The organism is Borrelia persica No12 (assembly GCF_000500045.1).
In the GTDB taxonomy this organism is placed as follows: domain Bacteria; phylum Spirochaetota; class Spirochaetia; order Borreliales; family Borreliaceae; genus Borrelia; species Borrelia persica.
On the sequence record NZ_AYOT01000037.1, the window covers coordinates 1 to 3,943 of the forward strand.

Sequence of the window (3,943 nt, forward strand, 5' to 3'; positions counted from 1 at the left end):
CTTTTATATTTTGTATTTCTTCTTGTGTTTGTTTGTTTAACTTTGTTATTTTCCTATTTGCCTGCAAGAGTGCTTGAATAATTGTGGCTGTGTTGACATTGTTGCTTTTGATTTTCTTGATCGCTACAAATGGTGATATTTTCTGTTTGTTTTCATATATTGTTAGATCTTTTTTTATCTTTTCTAGTTTTTTTTGAACATTTATTATAGCATTTGATTTTATTTCTTTTTTTTTTTAATCTATGTTGAAATAACAGATTGTGTTCTCTGAAAGGTAATTTACACCATTATACTTGATATATGCATTCAAAATTGATGCTTTTCTACAAACATTTTGTGGGCATATTTTATAGTTGAATTTTTCTTCTAAAATTTTTGATACTTCTCCAACTTTGTATAATTTTATTTCTCCTATTATTTTCATATAATACTCCTTTTTGTATATGATTTTTTTCCTTTCGTTTGAATTATTTATATACTTTATTATAAGTATTATTATTTAAATAATCAAAATATTATATTTTTTATAAAAAAAATCGATTATATACAATTATAATCGATTTTTTTGTATTAAATCTCTTTAAATTTGTTTTTTCGGTCATTTTATAGTTATATATTTAATATTATTAATTACAATAATAGATTAGATTGACTTTTTTATCTTTTTTTTGTATCTTTCTTTTAATTATTATTTTGTATAATACTTTTTTGTATATATATGGGCAATATACTTTGCTTTTATTAAGTTTTATGGCAAAGGTTGATAAGAGTAAAGTATTCTTGTTTGTCATTTTGAGGGCTTAGAGGAGGGGATTTGAGTGTCTGGTGGTCTAAGGAAACAACTTAATATTATTGGTACTGTTGCAACAGCGGTAGTTATTTGTATTTCAGGCATTGGTACATATGCCTTCAAAGGGTTTTTATCTGAGTTTAAAAGAGAAGTTTTAGAAGAACTACGAATTGAGTCTGAAAATAGATTTAAAAATGAGTTTGAGGCCTTAAAGATCTTCTTGAGAGAGGATATTAAAAAAGACATTGATAAATTGAATACTGAAAGTAAAGAAATGATTATGGAATTAGAGTCTCTTTTACTTAAAGAGAGAGTAAAAATCAAAAGTGCACTTAAAGAAGAAATAGAGAAATGCTTTTTATCGCTAAAGCATTTTGGAGAATCAAATGATAAGAAGTAAATTTTGCATTTTTATTTATGAGTTTGCTTATAAAACTTTGAAAGATTATTTTATTAAAAAATATAAGTCAGAATTGCTAGAGGGAGCTGTGTCTTTAAAAGACCCATCTTATAGTGTTTCTGAGAAAGTAATAGAAATTGAAAAGCACAGATTGGTAGTTCCATTTCAACATAATTTTAGGAACCACAATATTGTTGTTTGTAAGTTTGGATGTTACTTTTTGTGTATTTTGTTCATTGCGTTTGTTGTAAAGGAAATTAAAGATAAGGTTGAGAAGTATTTTGATGTGTTTGAAATTGATTTGCTCTTTAAGAGCTTGGCAAATTCTGGTTGTTTGAAAGATGCTAATTCATATGTTCTCGATCCAAATCTTATATTGAAGAATCTGGGTGTTAGTGATGATATTCATTATATTAATGTACATTGTGAGCCTGCAAATTATGAGCCTGATAGTCGTGATATTTTGGTAGGGAAGTATAAAGATAGTGAGAGTGATTTTTATCATTTTGTGATTGTTGATAATGATTTACGTTCTGTTATTTGGGATTCACTTGGTAATTCTAGAGCTGTAAATAATGGAGTGCTTAAGTCATTGAGAGTATTCAAAATTATTGATTCGTCTCTTGTAAGTGATATAAGAAAAAGACTTTCTCTTTACCATGAGCAATTTGCGAGTGCGTAAGGATTTTTGTCATTTTAGAAAAAGTATATTTGTGGAGGTTTCGTTTGAGTGTTATTAAGAATATAAATAAGCTTTTGGATACAGTTACCGCAAAAGATTTTTTACTACAGGGTTTTGGTGATTTTGTAGAGGAATCTAATGTTAATGTTGCGCGAGAAGGCATTGTGCTAGCGAGTTCGATTTTGAGTTTCATTTGTTTAATCAAGGATAAGATTGTAAAGCAAAATGAAGACAAGCGTGCAATTGAGATAATTAATTCCAGACTTAAGGGAGCTGTAGATTTAGCCATTGATGCTTGCGAGGCTTTAGAAGATGGTGAGAATTGGGATGATTATGACAAACTTATCCAACTTAGAGGTCAAGTGGCTAAAGAGATATTAAATCAAATGAAAAAGGAGTATTAATACAGAGGTGGTTAATTAATGAAACGATCTATTTTGAAAAATTATTATGTGTTTTTGTGTTTGGTTTTTTTATTACTTTCTTGTAAAGGAGTTGCAAGTCTCCCAAAAGAGCCTGTTCTGACAGGTAAAACTGATCTTTTAAGTTTGGCGCGTGATGAGTCTGTATTATTTCAGTATGCATTGAGTCTTAATATGTGGCTTATTCATGCTAAGCATTATGTTGAGACTTACTACAAACAGGATGGCTTTCCTGTATTTGAGACCTTAGATCCTGCATTTCAAGGTGATGCTGGAGAAGAGGGTATTAAGATGAGGATAGCTTATTATCAAAGGTATATAGCGAAAGTAAAACCTATTGCTATTGCAATATACCGTAAGTATACCCAAGTGTCTTTGAAGGAATAAGGGACAAGGGTGGATTTGGAACAAGAAGGTGAGATTGAAGAGATTTTAGAAAAAGGAGAATCTGAAGATTTAGTGAATCTTCAAAATACTTCTCCTTCTTCTGTTGATTCATCTCAGATATTAGTTAGCGAAGAAATTTCTACAACTGGTGAACATGGATTAATATCTTCTGATACTGAAGTTGTAGAGAGTAATGAAACAGATACAGAAAATGCCCATGAAGAGAATGATTCTTGTGAATGTTGTAATATTAGTATTATTTTTTTCACTGATGAGGGTCAATTCTTTGATTTAACGCCTTACACTGATATATCTAGTCTTTCACTAGATTTAAAAATCGTAGATCCAACTCTAAAAACAGCGTCAAGCAGTTTTTCGTTTGAGGCAAATGGACTTTCGGATGAATTTTTAGATTTTCTATTTTTTAGGAAAGAAGATGTTTATGTAAACGTAAGTGAAGGTAAGAAGCCGTTATTCAAAGGTATTTTAGAAAAGTTTTTCAATCGAGAGATTTTAGACTCAACTAAAAGTATGAGTTTTACTGTGAATGATTTTTCTAAACTTTTGGAGGTGGTTTTTGAAAAGCCTGTTCAGTTTCCTGTAAATTATAATCCTGATTGGCTATACGTGTATAATCCATTGATTAAGGAACAATCTATAGTTCATTTAATGATAGAAAAGACTAAACTTAAAGATTTGATTGATGATAATGGATCTGAAAGTATTTTGGCAAAAGTGCCTGCTGTAATTATTGATGATGGTGAAGATTTGCAGACAATTTTATCGGCACTTCTATATGAGTTTGGATATGCATATACATTTACGGGTGATGGAAAGTTGAGGATTTTACCTATATGGAAGAGTGAAGTTATCAATAAAGATCTAAAGGTTTGTTCTATCGATGCTACAAGTTATATATTATCAAAGAGTAGTTCCAGTAGTTATGATTCAAACAGGGTTATTTGGCGAGAAGGTAAGTTTCAGAGCAAAGCTGAGTCTATTGCAAATAAGCGTCCTCTGTATTCAGCTCCAATCAGTGTTCAGGGTTCTGGGAGTAGTTTATATGTTGGAGTATTGCAAAAAGGAGTAGTGTATCCTGATTTTGCAGATAAGATAGGTAGTGTTGTTTATCAAGAATATGATCCTAAATGGTTTGATACCACATACAAGTGGGATTTTGAGCGTAAAGAAGTATGGCATGATCATTATGCACTCAATGAACATTTGGCAATAATTTCGACTCATAATCTAGAAACTCGCTT

At 30.2% G+C, this 3,943-nt stretch carries 5 protein-coding genes and 1 pseudogene; 5 read left to right on the forward strand and 1 reads right to left on the reverse strand.

Going from position 1 to position 3,943, the window contains the following annotated elements; all coding sequences use genetic code 11:
- Positions 1-235: 235 nt before the first annotated feature.
- Positions 236-424, reverse strand: a complete 189-nt coding sequence (locus tag U881_RS0100720) for a hypothetical protein (protein WP_024652945.1) — start codon at positions 422-424, stop codon at positions 236-238.
- Between the two features lie 394 nt (positions 425-818).
- On the opposite strand from U881_RS0100720, the gene U881_RS0100725 reads away from it, so the two are divergent.
- The 5 genes and pseudogenes from U881_RS0100725 to U881_RS0100745 form a co-directional block, all read left to right on the forward strand.
- Entirely contained in the window at positions 819-1,190 is a 372-nt protein-coding gene (locus U881_RS0100725) for a hypothetical protein (RefSeq protein WP_024652946.1), read from the forward strand.
- The gene (locus U881_RS0100730) at positions 1,177-1,872 is read left to right on the forward strand and encodes a DUF261 family protein (RefSeq protein WP_084538399.1); all 696 of its coding nucleotides are present in this window, start codon (positions 1,177-1,179) and stop codon (positions 1,870-1,872) included. Before U881_RS0100725 ends, U881_RS0100730 begins: the two co-directional genes overlap by 14 nt.
- Positions 1,873-1,916: 44 nt before the next feature.
- Positions 1,917-2,276, forward strand: a complete 360-nt coding sequence (locus U881_RS0100735) for a hypothetical protein (protein WP_024652948.1) — start codon at positions 1,917-1,919, stop codon at positions 2,274-2,276.
- A gap of 18 nt (positions 2,277-2,294) precedes the next feature.
- On the forward strand, positions 2,295-2,681 hold the full coding sequence (locus tag U881_RS0100740) for a BBA14 family lipoprotein (protein ID WP_024652949.1): 387 nt from the start codon (positions 2,295-2,297) through the stop codon (positions 2,679-2,681).
- A gap of 9 nt (positions 2,682-2,690) precedes the next feature.
- Positions 2,691-3,943 (forward strand): annotated as a pseudogene (locus U881_RS0100745) (right-handed parallel beta-helix repeat-containing protein); the annotation flags it as partial.